A 20,087-nucleotide genomic window follows, 5' to 3' on the forward strand; every position below is an offset into this window, starting at 1 on the left:
AAACAGAGATTCTTTTTGCCTTTTCAAATAAAGATGTACCTTTGCACCCCGTAAACAAAAGCTTATTGCCGCTATAGCTCAGTTGGTAGAGCAACGCATTCGTAACGCGTAGGTCGCCAGTTCAAGTCTGGCTAGCGGCTCGATATTCAAGCACTGATTATCTGGAATAATCAGTGCTTTTTTCTTTTCAAGAATCGTTAGAATAAAAAACGCTCTTCTACGAATATATTTGCATAAAACACAATGCCCTTCCAAACAGTTTAATCCATAGCCGCATAATTATCCCAAAGCAAGTAAAGCTAGTTTAAAACAGCACCATCCGATTACAATGATAACTTGAAACATATAGGTACATTATTAAAAGCATAATACACCTTATATTATACATAGTAATCCCCAATATTTGCGGCAACTTTTCAATAACCCAATTTTTCAATCTTAAATAAAGGATTGAGGTGATTGAAGAACACAAGCCAAAATCAAAAGGCTACCATAGGTTTCTATAACATACTATAAACAAATGAAAAGAATCAAATTATTTACAGCGGCTTTGCTGCTGGCGGCTATATCCGCAGGAAACGATGTGTGGGCGCTTTCCGATTCAGGAAAGAAAGACACGCGTCCGATAGAATCACCCAAATTCTTCAGTGGAAACGCCCACCCGCTGCTTCCACCTCCTTCAATTCAGACTCTTTGCAGACTGTCTCTACAAAGATAGACACAGACAAAGACGGCATTCACGACCTTTATTTCGTGTTTAAAGGCAAAGAGCTGAAGGTAGATGAATGGATGTTTGAGAGATTTTGAGTTAGCCTTACTACGCTTTATTTCCACATTTACTAAGAATTATTCGTCCGACATCTGTTGCATTATCGTCCGACAGCTGTCGGACGATAATGCAACAGATGTCGGACGAATAAGCAACAACCGTCGGACGAATAATTCTCTGCAAGGAAAAACATAATCTATCGTAGCCCTCAAAGGTATTCAGCGCAATACCGGAGACTATTCATATGATAAGCACTACGCATTCGACCATCACTACAGCTTCTCTCTGAAAAAAGCATGCTCCGACCATGTAGTTTCCAATAAAAAATGTATCTTGCGGAGATTTATTAAATACGATATGAACATGAAACCCTATCTAATCCCCTTCTTTGCAACTGTTGCACTGACCGCAACCGCTCAACAAAAAAACGAGATTACCAGCGTCCTCGAAATACTGGATGTAACCAACGGTAACCGGACCGTCGTAAAAGAATTTCCCTATCGGATTGAAGCTCCCAATTGGACGCCCGACGGGCAATGGCTGCTATACAACAGCGACGGAAAGCTTTACCGCCTTTCCCCCACCTCGCCTGCCGAACCGGAACTGATAAACACCGGATTTGCCCAAAACTGCAACAACGACCACGTCCTCTCGGCCGACGGACAGCAGATAGCCATCAGCCACGGGACGAAAGAAGACTATAAATCGCGCATTTATACACTTCCCATCACGGGCGGCACTCCCCGTTTAATAACACCTATGGCTCCCAGCTACCTCCACGGCTGGAGCCCCGACGGCAAAGAGCTTGCCTATTGCGCCGAACGAAACGGCAACTATGACGTCTATACCATCCCGGCGGAAGGAGGTGAAGAAACCCGCCTGACCACTGCCGAAGGTCTGGATGACGGACCGGAATATTCCCCCTGCGGACAATACATCTGGTTCAATTCCGTACGCACCGGACTCATGCAAGTCTGGCGCATGAAGGCAGACGGCTCCGAACAGACCCAGATGACCTTTGACGAAACCCGTAACTCCTGGTTCCCCCACATCTCCCCTGACGGAAAATCCGTTGTATTCATCACCTACTACAAAGGTGACCTGGAACCGGGAGAGCACCTGGCAAACAAGAACGTAGAGCTGCGCCTAATGCCCGCAAACGGTGGAGAACCCAAGACATTGTTAAAGCTTTTCGGCGGACAAGGCACCATCAATGTCAACTCATGGGCACCGGACAGCAAACGTATAGCCTTTGTCAGCTATCGAATTAACTGATATGACTTGATGGTTTTCACTCCATTTTTTACTAACTTTGCCCGACTAAAGATGCAGTAAAACAAAATGGAAAAGAAGAAAATCATTATCGGAACATTCGTCGCACTGATTCTTATTGGAGCAGCTTGTGCAGGAACAGTATACTACTATCTGTTTGCCCCGCAATTCCATCCGAAAAAGACAGTCTATATCTATATAGACCGCGACGACACCGCCGACTCCATATATAATAAGGTGGAACAACAAGGCCATCCTCGAAGCTTCACCGGCTTCCGCTGGATGGCCCAATACAAGAAATATTCCGAAAATATACACACCGGACGCTACGCCATCCGGCCGGGGGAAAACGTATATCACGTATTCAGCCGTCTGTACCGCGGATATCAAGAACCTACGAACCTCACCGTCGGCAGCGTGCGCACACTGGACCGGCTGGCACGCAGCGTAGGCAAACAGCTCATGATAGACTCCGCCGAAATAGCCGGATTGATGAACGACTCCGCATTCCAACAAAAACTGGGATACAACAAAGAGACCCTGCCCTGCCTCTTCATCCCCGAAACCTACCAAGTCTATTGGGACATGAGTGCAGAAGAGTTCTTCGAAAGAATGCAAAAAGAGCACCAGAAGTTCTGGAACCAGGAACGCTTAGACAAAGCCACCGCCATCGGAATGACCCCGACGGAAGTCTGCACCCTCGCCGCCATCGTCGAGGAAGAGACAAACAACAATCCCGAAAAACCAATGGTGGCAGGGCTCTACATCAACCGCCTGCACACCGGCATGCCCCTGCAAGCCGACCCTACCATCAAATTTGCCTTGCAGGACTTCGGCTTGCGGAGAATTACGAATGCCCATCTGGCAGTAGAATCCCCCTACAATACCTATCTCAACACCGGACTACCTCCCGGTCCCATACGCATCCCCTCACCCATCGGGCTGGATGCTGTGCTGAACCATACGAAACACAACTACCTCTACATGTGTGCCAAAGAGGACTTCTCGGGCACCCATAACTTTGCATCCAATTATGCCGAGCACATGAAAAATGCAAGAAAATATTGGAATGCATTAAACGAAAGAAAGATTTTCAAGTAATCTGCTGATAAAATAAAAGCAAAATCCTATATTTGCGTCAAATATTAATCCATGACTAACACTTAAATATTCAGATATGAGCAAGCAACTCTTACTTGGCGATGAAGCCATTGCACAAGCTGCATTAGACGCCGGACTTTCGGGTGTATATGCCTATCCCGGCACTCCTTCTACGGAAATCACCGAATATATTCAGATGGCACCGATTACTGCCGAAAAGAACATCCATAACCGCTGGTGCTCCAACGAGAAAACTGCAATGGAAGCTGCCCTGGGCATGTCCTTTGCAGGCAAGCGTTCACTGGTGTGCATGAAGCACGTGGGTATGAACGTGGCTGCCGACTGTTTCATCAACTCTGCCATTACCGGCGTAAAAGGTGGTCTTATAATCATTGCTGCCGACGACCCCAGCATGCATTCCTCTCAGAACGAGCAGGACAGCCGTTTCTATGGCGACTTCTCCCTCATCCCGATGTACGAACCAAGCAACCAGCAGGAAGCATACGACATGGTGTACAACGGATTCAACTTCTCCGAACAGACCGGCGAACCCATCCTGATGCGCATGGTTACGCGCCTGGCACACTCCCGTTCCGGCGTAGAGCGCAAGGAGCAACAACCGCAGAATGAGATTTCCTTCAGCGAAGACCCGCGTCAGTTCATCCTCCTGCCGGGTAATGCACGCAAACGCTACAAAGCATTGCTGCAACGCCAGGACGAATTTATCAAAGCTTCTGAAAACTCCGCTTACAACAAATATACCGACGGCCCCAACAAAAAGCTGGGTATCGTGGCATGCGGCATCGGCTACAACTACCTAATGGAAAACTATCCCGAAGGTTGCGAATATCCGGTACTGAAAATCGGACAATACCCGTTGCCCAAGAAACAGCTGATGCAGCTGGTAGAAGCATGTGACGAGATTCTGGTACTGGAAGACGGACAACCGTTCGTAGAAAAACAACTGAAAGGCTATCTGGGCATCGGCATCAAAGTAAAAGGCCGTTTGGACGGCACTCTTTCACAAGACGGAGAGCTGAACCCGGACAGCGTGGCACGTGCCGTAGGCAAGGAGAACAAGGCTGAATTCAGCGTTCCTTCTCTGGTAGAGATGCGCCCGCCCGCTTTGTGCGAGGGTTGCGGCCATCGCGACATGTACACGGTGCTGACCCAAGTATTGAAAGAAGAATATCCCACTTATAAGGTGTTCAGCGACATTGGTTGCTACACGCTGGGAGCCAATGCCCCATTCAACGCCATTAACTCTTGTGTGGATATGGGCGCCTCCATCACCATGGCGAAGGGTGCTTCAGATGCCGGCCTGCATCCTGCCGTAGCCGTCATCGGCGACTCCACCTTCACCCACTCGGGCATGACGGGACTGCTGGATTGCGTCAACGAAAACGCCGACGTCACCATCGTCATCTCCGACAACGAAACCACCGCCATGACCGGAGGACAAGATTCTGCCGGCACCGGACGTCTGGAAGCCATCTGCGCCGGCATCGGTGTAGCTCCCGAACACATCCGCGTCGTAGTGCCCTTGAAGAAAAACTACGAAGAGATGAAGCAAATCATCCGGGAAGAAATCGAGCACCACGGCGTATCCGTCATCATCCCCCGCAGAGAATGTATCCAAACATTAGCACGCAAAAAAAGAAACAAGTAAAGCCATGAAAAAAGACATCATACTTTCCGGCGTAGGAGGACAAGGTATCCTCTCCATCGCCACCGTAATCGGCAAAGCAGCCCTCAAGGACGGACTCTACATGAAGCAGGCAGAAGTACACGGCATGAGCCAGCGAGGCGGCGACGTGCAGTCCAACCTGCGCATCAGCGACCAACCTATCGCTTCGGACCTCATTCCCACAGGAAAATGCGACCTCATCATCTCCCTGGAACCGATGGAAGCACTGCGCTACCTCCCCTACCTCAGCCCCGAAGGTTGGCTGGTGACCAATGAAGCCCCCTTCATCAACATTCCCAACTATCCGGCAGAAGAAGACATCAAGACCGAAATCAACAAGCTGCCGCATAAAATCATGCTGAACGTAAACGAAGTGGCAAAAGAAGTCGGCTCTCCCCGCGTAGCGAACATCGTACTGCTGGGCGCCACCATCCCCTTCCTCGGCATCGACTACGCAAAGGTGCAAGACAGCATCCGCGAAATCTTCCAACGCAAGGGCGACGCCATTGTAGAGCTGAACCTCAAAGCGTTGGCTGCCGGCAAAGAGATTGCTGAAAAACTGATGTAAACTATAATTGACTCTAAATTTCAACATACCATGAATAACAAATACTGGGAAGAAGAGATTGAAACGATGCCCCGTGAGCAGTTGCGCGAACTGCAACTGCAACGGTTAAAAAAGACTGTCAGCATTGCCGCCAACTCTCCTTATTATAAAAAGGTATTCCAAGAGCATGGCATCACTGCCGACAGCATCCGGTCTATAGAAGACATACGTAAGATACCGTTTACTACCAAGGCCGATATGCGCGCCAATTATCCTTTTGGATTAGTAGCAGGCGATATGCGTGAGGACGGAGTACGTATCCATTCTTCCAGTGGCACTACGGGCACGCCGACGGTCATCGTACACTCCCAACACGATTTGGACTCTTGGGCTAACTTAGTGGCACGCTGCCTCTATATGGTAGGTATCCGTAAGACGGATGTTTTCCAAAACAGCTCCGGTTACGGCATGTTCACCGGAGGACTGGGCTTTCAGTATGGAGCCGAACGCCTGGGTGCGCTGACTGTTCCTGCCGCTGCCGGAAACAGCAAGCGTCAGATAAAGTTCATCACCGACTTCAAGACCACTGCCCTGCATGCCATTCCCAGCTATGCCATCCGCTTGGCAGAGGTATTCCAGGAAGAAGGGATGGACCCCGCCGGCACAAGTCTGAAAACGCTTGTTATCGGTGCCGAACCCCACACAGACGAGCAACGCAGAAAGATTGAACGCATGCTTGGCGTCAAAGCCTATAACAGCTTTGGTATGACTGAAATGAACGGTCCCGGCGTAGCCTTCGAGTGCACCGAACAAGACGGCATGCACTTCTGGGAAGATTGCTACCTGGTCGAAATCATTAACCCGGAAACCGGCGAACCCGTACCGGAAGGTGAAATCGGCGAACTGGTACTGACAACGCTGGACAGAGAGATGATGCCCCTCATCCGCTACCGTACACGCGACCTTACCCGCATCCTGCCCGGCAAGTGCCCTTGCGGACGTACCCACATCCGTATAGACCGCATCAAAGGCCGTAGCGACGATATGTTCATCATCAAGGGAGTCAATATCTTCCCCATGCAGGTGGAAAAGGTGCTGGTACAATTCCCCGAATTGGGCAGCAATTACCTCATCACGCTCGAAACGGTCAATAACCAGGATGAGATGATTGTGGAAGTTGAACTTAGCGACCTCTCTACTGACAATTATATCGAGCTGCAAAAGATTAGCAAAGCCATTACCCGCCAGCTGAAAGACGAGATTCTGGTAACTCCGAAGTTACGGTTGGTAAAGAAAGGTTCCTTGCCGCAGAGCGAAGGAAAAGCCGTCAGGGTAAAAGACTTACGGGACAACAAATAAACTTAAAAAAACTCTTTTCAAAATAGACCATCTGTTCACCCGATACAGATGGTCTGTCTTGTATAAACACATCATCTATCTTCCCTTGACACATCATCTGTTTCAGCATCACGTATCATCGTTTCACAATCACCCACATCCGCATAAAACGAAAGAGGAACGGTTATCCAAACAGATTACCGTTCCTCTTTTATAGAAAGCCGCACCGATGATGTGATGAAACTCCGTATGACATGATTTGAGTGCTCCTCCTCTTTGTAATCCACCGACTCAAGAGTTACCCCGAAGGGCGTGGCCCGCCATTGAGAAGCGAAGCTTGTCTCGGTATTTCATAAAAATTGATGAGTTTCCCGATCCAATCAATGCGGCTATTTTTTCTATAACAAAGGTAATGAGTTTCTATGAAAGAAACAAGTAAAAGCAGTAAATTGTTTCAAGTCCTTTTCAAGTTTTAACCCCTCCCCGGAGTATCAGAAAACAAAAAGTGCTGACTACCAAAAGAGTAATCAGCACCTCGTAATTTATCTGCTAACTGTTTTTATGCAGCCTTTGCTTTAGCAACGATAGCCTTGAAAGCTTCCGGATGGTTCATCGCTAAATCAGCCAACACTTTGCGGTTGATTTCGATACCAGCTTTGTGCAAAGCGCCCATCAACTTAGAGTAAGACATACCTTCCAGACGAGCGGCAGCGTTGATACGCTGAATCCACAAAGCACGGAAGTTTCTCTTCTTGTTCTTACGGTCACGGAACGCATAGGTCAAACCTTTTTCCCAAGTATTCTTGGCAACGGTCCAAACGTTCTTTCTTGCACCAAAGTAACCTCTGGTCAATTTCAAAATTTTCTTTCTTCTTGCTTTAGAAGCAACATGATTTACTGATCTTGGCATAGTTTTACTTGTTTTTGAATGTTAGCGCCGTTACTTCACGCAGCGGACTTAAAGCTAATGCATTCGGTTAATAACTTTAATACTTTTGTACGCTTTTCAATTACTTCATTGCTAAGAGCTCTTTCACCTGGCTTACATCTGTTGTACTAACAAGTGTAGAGTAGCACAAGTTTCTTTTCTGCTTCTTAGTTTTCTTAGTCAGGATGTGACTATGAAAAGCGTGCTTTCTTTTGATTTTACCTGTTCCGGTAAGAGTAAATCTCTTTTTAGAACCGGAGTTAGTCTTCATCTTTGGCATCTTTTTTAAACTTTTTAATTATTAAATTATATGGCAACGCACTATACCTATGGCGTTACTCACTTCTTTATTCTTCTTCGGTTTCAGCCGACGCAGCCTTTGGCGCATCTTCTGCAGGCTTGGGAGCCGCGCTCTTCTTAGGTGCCGCCACTTTCTTCGGAGAGAGCTGGATTGTCATTCTCTTTCCTTCCAAAACCGGCATTTGGTCTACCTTCGCATAGTCTTCCAAATCATTGGCAAAACGGAGCAGCAACACTTCACCTTGCTCTTTGAACAAGATAGAACGGCCTTTAAAGAATACGTAGGCTTTCACCTTATCGCCATCTTCCAAAAAGCCTTTGGCATGCTTCAACTTGAAGTTATAATCATGGTCATCAGTCTGAGGTCCAAAACGTATTTCCTTCACGTTCACCTTCACCTGCTTTGCCTTTTGTTCTTTCTGACGCTTCTTTAACTGATAAAGAAATTTAGAATAATCAATAATACGACAAACAGGGGGTTGTGCATTTGGAGAAATCTCCACGAGATCCGCTTCATGTTCTTCAGCAAGTCTTAAAGCCTGCGCTATCGGATACACTTTTGGTTCTACTTCATCGCCCACTATGCGGACTTCTTTGGCCCGGATTTGTTCGTTAATCCGATGTTGCCCTTTTAAGCTGTCATTCTTCATTAAATAACGTTTACTTCCAGTTTGTTTCTTATTTACTATTCCCAAATTAATGTTTTTGTTAAGTAAAAGCGAACTTTAGAACATCTAATATATGCTATGCTTCTACAATTGGGCGCAAAGTTACCATTTATTTATCATATTCTGAACTTCTTCGTTCATTTTTTTGGCAAATTCTTCAAATTTCATGGTTCCTTTATCACCTTCTCCCTGCTTGCGGACAGCAACTTCCTTGTTTTCAGCCTCCTTTTCACCTACAACCAGCATGTACGGAATACGCTTCATCTCATTGTCACGAATCTTACGACCAATCTTTTCATTGCGCTCATCCACAATGGCACGGATGTCATATCGCTTCAAGTATTGTTTCACTTCATGCGCATAGTCGTTGAACTTCTCGCTGATAGGCAGGATGGCAACCTGGTCGGGAGTCAGCCACAACGGGAACTTACCGGCCGTATGCTCAATAAGCACAGCCACGAAGCGTTCCATGGAGCCGAAGGGAGCACGGTGAACCATTACGGGACGGTGCTTCTGATTGTCGGCACCGGTATATTCCAGCTGGAAACGTTCCGGCAGGTTGTAGTCCACCTGGATGGTACCCAGCTGCCAACGGCGACCGATGGCATCCTTCACCATGAAGTCCAATTTAGGACCATAGAAAGCGGCTTCTCCATATTCTATTTTTGCCTTCAGACCCTTTTCTTCACAAGCTTCGATGATGGCTCGTTCTGCTTTTTCCCAGTTCTCGTCGCTACCGATATATTTTTCGCGGTTCACCTTGTCGCGCAAGGAAATCTGTGCCTCGAAGTTCTCGAAGTCCATAGATTCGAACACGATGGAGATAATGTCCATTACACGGAGGAACTCATCCTTCACCTGGTCCGGACGGCAGAAGATATGCGCATCATCCTGCGTAAAGCTACGTACACGTGTCAAACCGTGCAACTCGCCACTCTGCTCGTAACGGCAAACCGTACCGAACTCTGCCAAACGTAAAGGCAGGTCTTTGTAAGAACGGGGTGAGTTCTTGTAAATCATACAGTGGTGAGGACAGTTCATCGGTTTCAAGAAGTATTCCTCTCCTTCTTCCGGTGTGTGGATGGGCTGGAAGGAGTCCTTACCATATTTTGCATAGTGTCCGGAAGTGATGTAAAGCAATTTGTTGCCGATGGGCGGACACATTACTTCCTGATAATCGTAACGGGCCTGAATGCGGCGCAAGAAGTCCTGCAAGCGGATACGCAGTGCAGTACCTTTGGGTAGCCACATCGGGAGCCCCTTACCTACGGTGTCAGAAAACATGAACAAGTCCATCTCCTTACCGATTTTGCGGTGGTCACGCTTCTTGGCTTCTTCCAGCAGAACAAGATACTCATCCAGCATCTTCTTCTTCGGGAAGGTGATACCATAGATACGGGTCATCATCTTACGGTCCTCCTGTCCACGCCAATAAGCACCGGCAACGGAAGTCAGCTTGATAGCTTTGATAGGCGCTGTGGTCATCAAGTGAGGGCCACGGCACAAGTCGGTAAATGCACCCTGCGTATAAGTTGTGATGTGGCCGTCTTCCAATTCGGAAATCAGCTCGCATTTATAAGTTTCTCCACGGTCACCGAACATCTTCAAAGCATCCGCCTTGGCAATGTCTTGTCTGACAACCGCTTCTTTCTTAGCCACCAGTTCAGCCATCTTTTTCTCAATGGCTGGCAGGTCAGCTTCCTTGATAGTCGTTTCACCCGGGTCCACATCATAGTAGAAACCGTTTTCGATAGCAGGACCTATACCGAACTGGATGCCCGGATAGAGTTCCTGCAAAGCTTCGGCCAGCAAGTGGGCACTGGTATGCCAAAAGGCATGCTTACCCTGCTCATCCTCCCATTTATAAAGAACCACTTCAGCGTCTTGCATGATAGGACGCCCCAAATCATAAATTTCTCCGTTCACGCCACAAGCCAGCACGTCTTGTGCCAATCGCGAACTGATGCTTTCTGCAATCTGCAGTCCCGTTACTCCTTCGTTATATTCACGAACAGAGCCGTCTGGAAATGTTATCTTTATCATAGTTTATATGTATATTTCATTTTTCAGAACGCAAAAATAGCTAATTCTTTTTGATATTCTATTTTTTAGCAAAAAAATGTTATTCCCGTGTATCTGTAAACCTCTTTATGATATTATAGGCCGAGACAATGCCCAACTCTCCAGCTTTACTCAAATCGGCAATACCTTGTTTGTTATTCCCCAGGAAGATGTGCGTCAACCCACGGTTAAAGTATGCTTCAGCAAAATCGGGACTCAGCTCAATCGCCTTGTCATAATCCGCCAAGGCGGCACGGTAATCCTTCAGTAACGAAGACACATTGCCACGGTTATAATAGCCATAGACAAAATCAGGAGCCAATAGAATAACGTGATCCAGGTCATTCTTCACAACTTCATAATCGATGGCTGTCACTTCAGGCTTCTTCATTTCCGTTGTACCCGAAGTGGCACCTTCACTCATTGTGGCTTCGGCCTTTTTATATTCCAGTTGCTTATAACGCACCAAAGCACGCATAAAGTATGCCGGGAAGAAAGTGTCGTCCAACAAGATACTCTTTGTAAAGTCATCTATGGAACTGGCAAAATCCTGAACCAGATAGAAATCCAGACCTCTCATGAAACGTTTCTTGGCGTTCTTCTCGTCAGCCACCACATCAGACGTATGAGCGTCTATCAAAGCAAAGTGGAAGCGTACTTGTTCCTCCGTCAACGGAGCTTCCATATTGGTGATGCGCAGTGGCTTCGGGAACAGTTTCGAATGGTTCAGTTCCTCAATATACTTATGATAATGTACGATACGCTTCACATCGCTCAGTTTCTCATAATAAGTCAAAGCATACATCGGCTCGAGCTTGATGGTCACATTCCGGTCTTGTACACGTCCGCGATAATCGCTCTTATAACGCTGGTCAGCTTCCGAATCGTCCGCTATTACAATTTTCCGATAATTTTCCATGTTCTTGTCGGATTTCTTACGGGTCTTCCCACCATCTCCATTGGAGTTTTCCGAGGAATTATCCGCAACATCCTTACTGTCGTCACCTTCCTTTTTGTCACCAGAAGAAACACCGTTACGCTTGTCTATCTGCATCTTCATGATTTTGAACTCATCCTGCTCGGCTCCCTTATGGTCGCCAATCTTTTTACGGGCTTCGGCACGCTGATAATAGCCGGCCATAAAGTTAGGATATTCTGCAATCACTTTGGAATAGTCACTGATAGCTCCCCGGTAATCCCCCGTCTGCGCACGTAACAAACCACGATTGAAGGTGGCCATCATGTTATCCGGTTCCATCTTCAACACAAAATCAAAATCCTCTATTGCCCGGTTGTCATCGCCCACCTGGGCACGCAGCAAACCGCGGTTGTAGTGCCCGAGAAAATTATTCGGATCAATATCCAAAGCCAAATCATAGTCACTCATGGCGCCTCTCAAATTATTCTGATGGAAACGCGCCAAGGCACGGTTGATATAGTTACCGGCATTCTTTGCACTCAGATGGATAGACTGGTCCAAATCAGCTTCAGCCTCTTTATACTTCCCCTGCTGGAGGCGTACAATGGCTCTTGCCCCCCATCCATCCGGGTCATAACGGTCCATATCGATGGCTTTGTCAAAATCACGCAAAGCTTGTATCGTATCATTCTGTTTCAGGGAGACTTCCCCGCGCATCAGATAGGCACGTGTATATCTGGGGGCAATTGTCAGAAGCGTACCCAAATCTTCCTTAGCCGCCTCATAATCTTCTTTCTGAATATGGCAAAGGGAAAGATTATGCCAAAGCACCACATTCTCCGGGTCGTATTTGATGGCAGTTTTATAATCTTCAATCGCCTCGTCAAACTTGTTCTGACGGATACGTGCCAATCCTCTGATTTGGTAAGCACCTACCACAAAAGGGTTCCGCTGAATCGCAGCATCACAATCACTCTCCGCTCCCTGATAGTCATCCAAATTGATTTTTGCCAGTCCACGGAAGAAATAAGGCTCATATAAATAAGGTTTCGCGTTGATTACTTGATTAAAATATTGGATAGAAAGCACGTAATCCTCAAAATACAATGCATTCCGAGCAATGGTCATCACCCGTTCCGTATTGATTTGTGCATACAACAATGTGGGTAACAGCAAAATAGCCGTCAGTATTTTTTTTATCATCTTGTTTTATAAATGCTTGTAAACGAAACAAAAGTAACGTTTTTCGTTTACTTGTCGGGATTAGCGGAACACTTTTTATATTTTTTGAGCCTTTTATACCATATTATATGGTTAAACTTATTTCTTTACGGTTTTCACCTTATAAGTGCAGTGTGCCTTGCCTTTCAACATGGCATTCAGTTTTCCTTTAATCATCTGCTTGCGTAACGGAGACAAATGGTCGATGAACATCTTTCCTTCCAGATGGTCGAACTCGTGCTGCATCACGCGTGCCAGGTAACCTTCGATAATCTCATCGTGCGGTTCCAAGTTCTCGTCCAGGTATTGCACGCGTATTTTGTTGCCACGCTTCACTGATTCATGAATTCCTGGAAGGCTCAAGCAACCCTCGTCCATAGAAACTTCCTCACCGGACACTTCCAGAATATGGGCATTGATATACGCCTTGCGGAAATCTTTATATTCTGGCAAATCATCAGACAAGACATCCAGATTAATGGTTACTACGCGGATAGGCAAACCTATTTGCGGTGCAGCAAGTCCCACACCTTCAGCATTGTCCATCGTTTCAAACATATTCTCAATAAGTTCTTTCAAATTCGGATAGTCCGGGGCAATATCCTCTGCTACCTTTCTCAATACGGGCTGGCCGTACACATAAATGGGTAAAATCATTTCCTTTACTACAAATTACTAATTACAAATTACTTTCTATACATTATAAAAAAGAGAAACGTTTGTTCTCTAAATAAGTTTGCAGAATAATAGTTGCACTGATTTCATCCACCAGCGCTTTGTTTTGGCGGTCCTTCTTTTTCAATCCGGCCTCAAGCATCGTCCGATGAGCCAGAACAGAAGTAAAACGCTCGTCTACATATTCAACCGGCATGTCAGGCAGTTTCTTCTTCAGCGAACGGACAAAAGGTTCGATATTCTTCATATTTTCCGAAGCCTCATTGTTCATCTGCTTAGGAAAGCCTACCAAGATACGCTCTACCGGCTCCTTAGCCACATAATCAAGAAGAAACTGCAACAATTGGTGTGTAGGCACAGTTGTCAGTCCATTCGCAATCATCTGCAATGTATCACTCACGGCTATTCCCGTGCGTTTCCGACCGTAGTCTATGGCTATTATTCTACTCATAATGGGCTACAAAATTACGATTAAAATTTGAATTCCGCCGTTAATCTTACATATATAATACAGAAAAAGGGATGTCTGATAGTATCAAACATCCCCTCCTCTGATTTTTTCACTAATTATTTCAAATGAATTTTGTATGTCAACCCTCCACTGAAATATTTCATCCTCTGCATTTCAACCTGCACATGCAGATGCTTGAACAACAGATAAGTGGCTCCCAAGGCAAAGTCCTTGGAGTCGTACTCCGCTATCACCCTCAACTGCGGATGGAAGGAGGGATTGTAGGTGACACCCAATGCAAAGCCATTCAGTTTGTACTCCTTGCGGTTGTTGTAAAGGTAGGAAAGATGGACACCGATCTCCTCCTTACCCGCAACGGGTATATGCTTGGAGGCGGCAATATAGAAACGACTGTAATAGCCGTTACCTTCCGTGGTGCCGACCTGGCCGCCGCCGGAGGAAGTGAACGGGTCGGACGTCCCCAGCACGACAGCCGGCATGTATTTCCAGAACTGCCCCTCCTTCAACACACGCAGACGGGCGGAAAAGTAGCGGTCCTGGTTCGTGAATCCGCTGTACCCGTATGGCTTCAATCCTAACGCCTCCGCCTTGAAGAGCGTACACGTGTAGGCCACTTCCAGAAAGGGGAAGACTGTGACATTTAGGAAGTAGTTGTAGGTATGATAGTACCAGGTGGGCGGTGTGAGCTCCTTGTTCAGGAAGTTACCGCCAACCATGAAAGTCTTGTCACGCTGCATCTCCGCAGAGGGCGCATGCAACAGCCCGGTCGTACCATACGTCAACTGGGAAAAGGCCGAAAGGGAAAGGCTGCAAAACAGAACGATAAAGAATAGCTTAAACTTCATCATCACATATAAATTCAGTCGCTGATAAAAAATGGATTGCTTTATGACATGCATCGGACATAGTACCAAAAAAAGGCGTCTGAGTCCCAGACGCCTTCATTTTTAGAGTCTATTTGTCACTTGGAGTATATTATTCCAGGATAACTACGCGGTTCAAGAAGTTCTTGCCGAACATATTGGCAGTACCACCGAATCCAACGAGTTCGAGCTGGTCTTTGTCAACACCCTGAGCAATCAAGGCATCGTAAACAACCTGAGCACGCTTTTCAGACAGCTTCTGGTTCCAAGAAGCGCTACCGGTAGCCTTGTCAGCATAACCTGCAACCTTGTACTTCTTGTCCGGATTAGCCTTCAGAATCTTAGCAGCCAATTCGATGTTAACCTTGCCATAGTCGTCCAGACGGGCGCTGCCAATCTTGAAGAAGATAGCACGCGGACCGGCAACTTCAACTTCCTTAGTCACTTCCTTAACTTCAGGTTTAGCGTTGGCCAGTGCATTCTTGCAGTTAGCCAGGTCAGCCTGAGCCTGAGCCAGTTCACTTCTATATCTGTTGATTTCTGCATTGACTGCGTCTTCGTCAATCTTAGAAACCGGAATAAACTTCTTACCACCGAAGATGTAGCTAACACCTGCAGTCAAAGTTCCAGTACCTTCAGCCTTGCGATGGCTGCTGATATTGCCGAATACAGACGGAGCGATAGCACCGCGAGCTTCTACGTCAATAGCCCACTTAGTGTTGATATTGAACTTCAAGCCCAAACCAGCAGAAGCGCCTACACGTGCTCTAGCCTTTTCATCCCCATCAGGAATCATTGTTCCATCGTTTTGAATCAGCACATTAGCTGACTTTGCAACAGTTACTTGAGGACCCAAAAATCCATAAACTTCGAAGAAACGGTTAGGATTAACGCCTGCGAACAATGTAGAAAGATTGATCATTGCATCAATGTTACCACCAAAGTACGTCTTATTATGTTCCCAATACGAGTTATCCAGACACAAGTGCTGAGTAACACCATTGAACTGAGCGCGTACACCCCATGTCGGAGTAATCAACTTACCAACTGATACGCTAAAATGCGGAGCCAATTTATTGAAACCATCATTGTTGATAGCGTGGACACCACCACCTACACTCACGAAAATATTATCGCTCCATTTCGGAGTGTAGTAGTTCGTTTTTTCTTGTGCATTCAGATTTGCTGCACAAGCGCCTGCTAATAATAAGGAGGCTATTACTAATTTACTTTTCATTATTCCTTTAGTTTAAAATTAAATACTAACTAAAACGATTTTAGTAAGCTGTACCGTCACCATTACCACCACCAGCATTGTTTCCATTGCCATGACCGTGACCATGATCATGAGTAATTGAAACAATATCTTGTGTTGCAGTTGTATTAAGTGCAACCTTAATATTTACACCAGGAATATTATATACCACACCATCTACTGTTGCTGAAACATTATTTACAGAAGTCTGATAGTTTGTAGTAGCTTTCAAAGTAACAGTTGTATAAGGTGCAATTGTTACTTCTTCTGTTCTAACTACTGCAGTAAAACCGGTATTAAGACCTTCTACAGCAGCTTTCAATACAGCTTTCAGTTCTTCATTAGACAAAGCCTTAGTAGCAGGTATATTTGCATCAATCCAAGTTTTTACCTCATCAATGTTAGTAACAGTTTGACCGACATATGCTGTATATGACAATTCTTGCACTACAGGCTCGGGACTATCATTGGTATAACTTCCACCATCTACAACCTGACCTATTTCAGGTTTTATAGTCTCAGGATCAGGAGTAGGATATACATCCTTAGCGGCATCTGTTATTTTCTGCAAGAAAATGTTTACCGGAACAAAAGCGAATTGTCCTTTATTCAAAGCAGGAATCACAGCTTGTCCCTCGCCTGGTAAATAATCTTTTTTTGTAGCAGTAAACTTTCTTGTTTCAGGTGCAATTTTACCATCAGCACCAGCCTTCACTTCAGTGTCACCTGTAATATTAAGGCCTTCTGTTATGATAGAACGATCCCCCAAATCATATACAGTAATAGCAATGGTAGCACTTGCAGGATCCAATTCCACAGGTGCAACATTGAATTCTTCCTTTTCGCAGCTTGTGAACATCACACTTGTCAAAGCCACTGTAGCCAATGCTAATTTAGCATTTACGCCACTAAAAAAACTTTTCTTTTTCATCTCAATTAATTAATTAAAAATTTAACAATTCTGACTTAATAAAATATGGGTTAAAACTATTTTCTTCCATTATATTATCACTTGCCTCTGCCTTGTATTCCTTATAATAATACCTTTCATTACCTGCATTATAAGAAATACCCATATTGGTAGAAGTATTCACACGCGGTACATATCCTTTCCTTTTATACTTATAAGGAGGCAATGCCACCTGAAACCGGAATCCTCCATTCGCTTTAGCATGCTCTGCCTTCATGACATAAAAGCCGATTGAGCAATAACGGAAATGACGAATCATATCGAATTTAATCCCCTTTTCCTTCAACAAATACTGTTCAGCCTTCAGTGTGAACTGTGTATTAAATCGCGGCCAGTAGAAATTTCCACCCAAAGACCACGTCACACGCCATAATGAAGGATCATATTGGAACTTAAATCCGTCCCAACGTCCAGCTCCCGTATATCCTATTCTTGCCAACAAAGAAAAGCGCTCATCATTAAAGGGTCGAAAAAAATCTACATCAGCACCATATCGATTGCCACTAAAATAACCTACTGAGAATTTACCAAAAACGTTATAAGGCAATCGAAAACGTTGTGAAAGAGTCAGAAACCCCGGATGAACCTTTCCTTCCCGAGCTCCATATCCATCATTATAAATTGGTATCTTCACTTGTGCTGTGGCTTTCATACCCTTCCATAACGAAATTTCTATTGCAGGACTCAAATCAAATAGAACTTGATAAATCTGCGTAATAATCACGTTCTTGAAAGAGAATTCCGGATACACCAATACATCAATCTTGAACAAAGAACTATTTTTCAACTTTATTTTCCGTGCATTTTTCCAAGTATCACCCAATTCATAGCTTACATTCCAGTCATCACGTTCTGCTTGGAGCACCGAATCACCCTTTATGGGATGATAACAAAGAGAAATCTGGGGTACATTATTGTCCAGAACTATTATCCGGCATGACTTTTCTTCCGGTACACCTGCTAATAAATGGGCTTTCTATCTAAAACACAGACAATCCTTGGCTTCTCTCTCTTTGTTTGTCTGCTGTTGCATAGGGGATTAATGATGCCTAACGGCCATGAACAACTCTGCTAATGGTCGTCAAGCGATTGCTTTATGGCCGTAAGCAGGGTTGTTCATGACTGTTAGGCGTCACTAACCCCAAGACTTTTCGGATGAAGTACGTAGCCTGCATCTATTGTGGATAGGGCGCAAATGTATTGTACAACAACTTAAAGGACATTAGACGGCATTATTCATAGCCATGAGTTAGAAATCATCCGCTTGAATGGCTCACTCTACCGGTACCTTTCATAGTCCCTGCGGAATGATGCGTCCTACCGCCCAACTCGATATCCACCGATTTCGTAGAAGAGCAAGCTCGAAAATGCAGGAAAAACGAACTGATTGATTTATGTAGCTCTTACGTAATATTATGCTAGTAAACAGGTGGTTACTGCAAAACCTCGGCGTTTCAGGCAGGTGGAAGCAAAATTTGCTTCCACCTTTTCGGCTTGCTTCCACCGCAGGGCAAATGCCGATGGATAGGGGAATGCAGAAGGTGGGTGGAAGTGTGGAAGCAAAGTGATGGAAAATAAATTTCCAGAGAAAGTTTCCGCCGCCATAGCAATAGCCACACTCTTGATAGTTTATTGTTACTGGCTTATTATTATATTTGTTCTTTCAGTAACGCTGTGCCCTATACTGTAAATATTTGATAGTTAATAAGGTAATTATAAAAAAAGACAAGAGTGATAGAACATGAAAGCAATTTGTAGGATTGATTTTTGTTACTGCTTTGTTACTACTAATAATAAACTGTATGTTTTTATTTAAAGAATATGAAAAAGCAATTGAATTTAAAAGAGCCAATAAAGGTGAGAACAAAAAAATTGGTTAATGGATGCCAATCCATATATCTGGATATTTATATGAATGGAAGGCGGCAATACGAATTCTTAAAGTTGTATATTATCCCTGAACATAATCAAGCTGATAAAAAAAGAAATGTCGAGACGCTAAATTTGGCAAATGCGATAAAGGCTCAGAAGATTTTGGAAATATATAATCAAACTTACGGATTTAATCATAACAGATTGTCCAATATGAAGCTGACTGGCTATATGAAATTAATAGCAGAACAAAGTGTGAACAATAGAGTACGGAAAAGTGCCATACATGCCGTTGTATGCCATTTGGAAAGATATACTCCGAATGGAATATTGCTAAGGAAGGTGGACAAGACTTATTTGTTGGGTTTTATAGATTACTTGAAGAAAACAAAACAAGAACATTGTAAGAAGGAAAAGACATTGCATGTTAACACCCAATTCTATTATTTGAAAACGCTGCGCTACTGCTTGAATAGGGCCGTCTCTGAAGATTATATAACTGTTAATCCGATGAGTAAAATAAAAAATGAGGACAAACCAAAACGTAATCGAACAGAAAGGGATTATCTTACCATAAAGGAATTGACCAGATTGGTTCATACTCCTTTTTATAATATCTTATTAAGGAAAGCATTTCTATTCAGCTGTTTTTGTGGATTGAGGCATTGTGATATTATTGCATTGAGATGGGAAGATATACACTATGATGAAAATGGCAATGCACTATTGAGTATTATTCAGAAGAAGACGAAAGAAGCCATATCACTTCCACTCTGTTCGGAAGCCATAAAACATCTGCCAGACAGAGGAAATGCACCAGAAACGGAAAAGGTGTTTGCTGGATTGGTCTCACTGGGAAGAAGTAATGTAATTTTACACAAATGGATTGAACAAGCTGGGATATCAAAGCATGTAACATTTCACACAGCGCGCCACACACATGCAACAATGATGCTGACATTGGGAGTAGATTTATATACAGTCTCCAAACTATTGGGACATACCAATATACAGACAACACAAATTTATGCAAAGCTTGTAGATGAAAGTAAAAAGAAAGCTATTGATTTAATTCCTAATATATCATAGGGGTTGGTTAAATACGAAGTGCAATTTGTCATTCTCTTTAATTCTTGCAGATATTTCTTCTATTTATCCTTTTTCAGAGA

The 20,087-nt window shown here is 44.7% G+C and carries 18 protein-coding genes, 1 tRNA gene and 1 pseudogene; 8 read left to right on the plus strand and 12 right to left on the minus strand.

Going from position 1 to position 20,087, the window contains the following annotated elements; translation table 11 throughout:
- The first annotated feature begins 67 nt into the window (after positions 1–67).
- The 7 genes from DWZ67_RS09155 to DWZ67_RS09185 all read left to right on the plus strand — a co-directional run bounded on the left by DWZ67_RS09155 (position 68) and on the right by DWZ67_RS09185 (position 6,735).
- Positions 68–140 (plus strand) — tRNA-Thr (locus tag DWZ67_RS09155).
- Between the two features lie 380 nt (positions 141–520).
- Entirely contained in the window at positions 521–718 is a 198-nt protein-coding gene (locus tag DWZ67_RS09160) for a hypothetical protein (protein ID WP_081106209.1), read from the plus strand.
- A gap of 414 nt (positions 719–1,132) precedes the next feature.
- Positions 1,133–2,044: a TolB family protein gene (locus tag DWZ67_RS09165; RefSeq protein WP_005836075.1), complete on the plus strand. Its 912-nt coding sequence runs from the start codon at positions 1,133–1,135 to the stop codon at positions 2,042–2,044.
- Between the two features lie 66 nt (positions 2,045–2,110).
- Complete coding sequence (gene mltG, locus DWZ67_RS09170) at positions 2,111–3,142, plus strand: endolytic transglycosylase MltG (protein ID WP_016273439.1); 1,032 nt, start codon at positions 2,111–2,113, stop codon at positions 3,140–3,142.
- Between the two features lie 76 nt (positions 3,143–3,218).
- Entirely contained in the window at positions 3,219–4,811 is a 1,593-nt protein-coding gene (locus DWZ67_RS09175; protein ID WP_016273438.1) for a thiamine pyrophosphate-dependent enzyme, read from the plus strand.
- A gap of 4 nt (positions 4,812–4,815) precedes the next feature.
- On the plus strand, positions 4,816–5,397 hold the full coding sequence (locus DWZ67_RS09180) for an indolepyruvate oxidoreductase subunit beta (protein WP_117703612.1): 582 nt from the start codon (positions 4,816–4,818) through the stop codon (positions 5,395–5,397).
- Positions 5,398–5,427: 30 nt separating this feature from the next.
- The gene (locus DWZ67_RS09185; protein WP_005827882.1) at positions 5,428–6,735 is read left to right on the plus strand and encodes a phenylacetate--CoA ligase; all 1,308 of its coding nucleotides are present in this window, start codon (positions 5,428–5,430) and stop codon (positions 6,733–6,735) included.
- Positions 6,736–7,273: 538 nt separating this feature from the next.
- On the opposite strand, the gene rplT is transcribed toward DWZ67_RS09185, so the two are convergent.
- From rplT to DWZ67_RS09245, 12 genes and pseudogenes are all read right to left on the minus strand, one after another.
- Complete coding sequence (gene rplT, locus DWZ67_RS09190; protein WP_004289896.1) at positions 7,274–7,624, minus strand: 50S ribosomal protein L20; 351 nt, start codon at positions 7,622–7,624, stop codon at positions 7,274–7,276.
- A gap of 100 nt (positions 7,625–7,724) precedes the next feature.
- Entirely contained in the window at positions 7,725–7,922 is a 198-nt protein-coding gene (gene rpmI / locus DWZ67_RS09195) for a 50S ribosomal protein L35 (protein ID WP_005827880.1), read from the minus strand.
- 67 nt (positions 7,923–7,989) lie between these two features.
- Complete coding sequence (infC, locus tag DWZ67_RS09200; protein WP_005827878.1) at positions 7,990–8,592, minus strand: translation initiation factor IF-3; 603 nt, start codon at positions 8,590–8,592, stop codon at positions 7,990–7,992.
- Between the two features lie 120 nt (positions 8,593–8,712).
- On the minus strand, positions 8,713–10,653 hold the full coding sequence (thrS, locus tag DWZ67_RS09205; protein WP_005836068.1) for a threonine--tRNA ligase: 1,941 nt from the start codon (positions 10,651–10,653) through the stop codon (positions 8,713–8,715).
- A gap of 79 nt (positions 10,654–10,732) precedes the next feature.
- A complete protein-coding gene (locus DWZ67_RS09210) occupies positions 10,733–12,793 on the minus strand; it encodes a tetratricopeptide repeat protein (protein ID WP_005827873.1) in 2,061 nt (686 codons plus the stop codon).
- A gap of 117 nt (positions 12,794–12,910) precedes the next feature.
- Positions 12,911–13,468 carry a peptide deformylase gene (def, locus tag DWZ67_RS09215; protein WP_005827872.1) on the minus strand — a complete coding sequence of 186 codons (558 nt, stop codon included), beginning with the start codon at positions 13,466–13,468 and terminating at the stop codon, positions 12,911–12,913.
- A gap of 43 nt (positions 13,469–13,511) precedes the next feature.
- A complete protein-coding gene (ruvX, locus tag DWZ67_RS09220; protein ID WP_005836066.1) occupies positions 13,512–13,937 on the minus strand; it encodes a Holliday junction resolvase RuvX in 426 nt (141 codons plus the stop codon).
- 116 nt (positions 13,938–14,053) lie between these two features.
- Positions 14,054–14,806: a YjbH domain-containing protein gene (locus DWZ67_RS09225; RefSeq protein WP_120138666.1), complete on the minus strand. Its 753-nt coding sequence runs from the start codon at positions 14,804–14,806 to the stop codon at positions 14,054–14,056.
- Between the two features lie 127 nt (positions 14,807–14,933).
- Entirely contained in the window at positions 14,934–16,058 is a 1,125-nt protein-coding gene (locus tag DWZ67_RS09230) for an OmpA family protein (RefSeq protein ID WP_120138668.1), read from the minus strand.
- A 40-nt stretch (positions 16,059–16,098) separates the two neighbouring features.
- Positions 16,099–17,007: a DUF3869 domain-containing protein gene (locus tag DWZ67_RS09235; protein ID WP_117866196.1), complete on the minus strand. Its 909-nt coding sequence runs from the start codon at positions 17,005–17,007 to the stop codon at positions 16,099–16,101.
- Between the two features lie 13 nt (positions 17,008–17,020).
- Positions 17,021–18,004: pseudogene (locus DWZ67_RS09240) on the minus strand (hypothetical protein); the annotation flags it as partial.
- Between the two features lie 455 nt (positions 18,005–18,459).
- On the minus strand, positions 18,460–18,663 hold the full coding sequence (locus tag DWZ67_RS09245; protein ID WP_225982718.1) for a hypothetical protein: 204 nt from the start codon (positions 18,661–18,663) through the stop codon (positions 18,460–18,462).
- Positions 18,664–18,867: 204 nt separating this feature from the next.
- Between DWZ67_RS09245 and DWZ67_RS09250 the strand changes: the two genes are divergently transcribed.
- Positions 18,868–20,007 (plus strand): site-specific integrase, encoded by a 1,140-nt coding sequence (locus DWZ67_RS09250; RefSeq protein WP_120138670.1) that lies wholly within the window; start codon positions 18,868–18,870, stop codon positions 20,005–20,007.
- Positions 20,008–20,087: the final 80 nt, after the last annotated feature.

The sequence above is a fragment of the Bacteroides sp. AF34-31BH genome, from assembly GCF_003602795.1.
GTDB classification, from domain to species: domain Bacteria; phylum Bacteroidota; class Bacteroidia; order Bacteroidales; family Bacteroidaceae; genus Bacteroides; species Bacteroides uniformis.

Excerpts from the sequence above, each read along its gene's own strand:
- infC (WP_005827878.1), bottom strand. The coding sequence starts at position 8,592 with ATGAAGAATGACAGCTTAAAAGGGCAACATCGGATTAACGAACAAATC.
- DWZ67_RS09235 (WP_117866196.1), bottom strand. The coding sequence starts at position 17,007 with ATGAAAAAGAAAAGTTTTTTTAGTGGCGTAAATGCTAAATTAGCATTG.
- DWZ67_RS09180 (WP_117703612.1), top strand. The coding sequence starts at position 4,816 with ATGAAAAAAGACATCATACTTTCCGGCGTAGGAGGACAAGGTATCCTC.
- DWZ67_RS09250 (WP_120138670.1), top strand. The coding sequence starts at position 18,868 with ATGAAAAAGCAATTGAATTTAAAAGAGCCAATAAAGGTGAGAACAAAA.
- DWZ67_RS09160 (WP_081106209.1), top strand. The coding sequence starts at position 521 with ATGAAAAGAATCAAATTATTTACAGCGGCTTTGCTGCTGGCGGCTATA.
- DWZ67_RS09210 (WP_005827873.1), bottom strand. The coding sequence starts at position 12,793 with ATGATAAAAAAAATACTGACGGCTATTTTGCTGTTACCCACATTGTTG.
- DWZ67_RS09185 (WP_005827882.1), top strand. The coding sequence starts at position 5,428 with ATGAATAACAAATACTGGGAAGAAGAGATTGAAACGATGCCCCGTGAG.
- DWZ67_RS09165 (WP_005836075.1), top strand. The coding sequence starts at position 1,133 with ATGAAACCCTATCTAATCCCCTTCTTTGCAACTGTTGCACTGACCGCA.
- def (WP_005827872.1), bottom strand. The coding sequence starts at position 13,468 with ATGATTTTACCCATTTATGTGTACGGCCAGCCCGTATTGAGAAAGGTA.
- ruvX (WP_005836066.1), bottom strand. The coding sequence starts at position 13,937 with ATGAGTAGAATAATAGCCATAGACTACGGTCGGAAACGCACGGGAATA.
- rpmI (WP_005827880.1), bottom strand. The coding sequence starts at position 7,922 with ATGCCAAAGATGAAGACTAACTCCGGTTCTAAAAAGAGATTTACTCTT.
- rplT (WP_004289896.1), bottom strand. The coding sequence starts at position 7,624 with ATGCCAAGATCAGTAAATCATGTTGCTTCTAAAGCAAGAAGAAAGAAA.
- mltG (WP_016273439.1), top strand. The coding sequence starts at position 2,111 with ATGGAAAAGAAGAAAATCATTATCGGAACATTCGTCGCACTGATTCTT.
- DWZ67_RS09230 (WP_120138668.1), bottom strand. The coding sequence starts at position 16,058 with ATGAAAAGTAAATTAGTAATAGCCTCCTTATTATTAGCAGGCGCTTGT.
- DWZ67_RS09175 (WP_016273438.1), top strand. The coding sequence starts at position 3,219 with ATGAGCAAGCAACTCTTACTTGGCGATGAAGCCATTGCACAAGCTGCA.
- DWZ67_RS09225 (WP_120138666.1), bottom strand. The coding sequence starts at position 14,806 with ATGATGAAGTTTAAGCTATTCTTTATCGTTCTGTTTTGCAGCCTTTCC.
- thrS (WP_005836068.1), bottom strand. The coding sequence starts at position 10,653 with ATGATAAAGATAACATTTCCAGACGGCTCTGTTCGTGAATATAACGAA.